2 protein-coding genes are annotated in these 752 nt (G+C 52.5%); both read left to right on the top strand.

Features of this window, described 5'->3' with window-relative positions; genetic code table 11:
* The coding region (locus tag WH277_RS01095) for a ThiF family adenylyltransferase (protein ID WP_339503870.1) at positions 1–207 on the top strand (207 nt) is incomplete at its 5' end.
* 48 nt (positions 208–255) lie between these two features.
* Positions 256–752 (top strand): PDC sensor domain-containing protein (locus WH277_RS01090; RefSeq protein ID WP_445235293.1); only part of this gene is annotated, 497 nt, incomplete at its 3' end.

The raw sequence follows: 752 nt of genomic DNA, 5'->3' as shown, positions 1-752 counted from the left end.
CCCCTGAGCTGTGTCGAAGCGGGCGTAATGGCACCGTTGGTGGGCGTGATCGGTTCATTGCAGGCGATGGAGGCGATCCGCGTCCTGGCCCAATACGGCAGCCCGGTGGCCGGGAAACTGCTGTTGTATGACGCAATGACCTTGCAGTTCCGAAGTATGACGCTGGCTAAAGATCCGGATTGTGAAGTCTGTGGCATCGTCAAGTAGCACTATAGTTAGGGGAGATGCCTGGATGCGTAAAGGATTGATTAGCACATGACTGATGAGCAAAGCGGGATAAGCGCGAGTGAAAAATCGTCATTGCGTCAAATGATGATTATTTTTCTATTGGTGATTGTCACGGCTGTGATTGCGATCAACAGCTGGATCGTGTGGAGCTCATGGAACCGCATGATTTCCACCTCGAAGGATGATGCGCGTAATCTCTCCCAGTCCCTTTCGCGTCAGGCAGAAGATACCTTCTTGCAGGTTGATCTGACATTACAGGATCTGCGTGATCGCGTCTCCCTGATCGGCCTGCGCGACGATCAGACCGATTACCTGCGTGAGATCCTGACCAATCGTAAAGCCAGTCTGCCACAGTTGCATGGTCTGTTTATCTTTGACGCACAGGGCAGCTGGCTGGTGACTTCAGACGGCAATATCCCCAAACGCGCCAATAACAGCGACCGCGAATTTTTTCAATATCACCAGCAGAACAACAGCACGCAGGTGCATATTGGCAAAGTGATCCGCAGCAGAACCACTGGGGA

The organism is Erwinia sp. MYb416 (assembly GCF_037479575.1).
Lineage (GTDB): Bacteria > Pseudomonadota > Gammaproteobacteria > Enterobacterales > Enterobacteriaceae > Erwinia > Erwinia rhapontici.
This window is presented reverse-complemented; position numbering and strand designations above follow the sequence as displayed.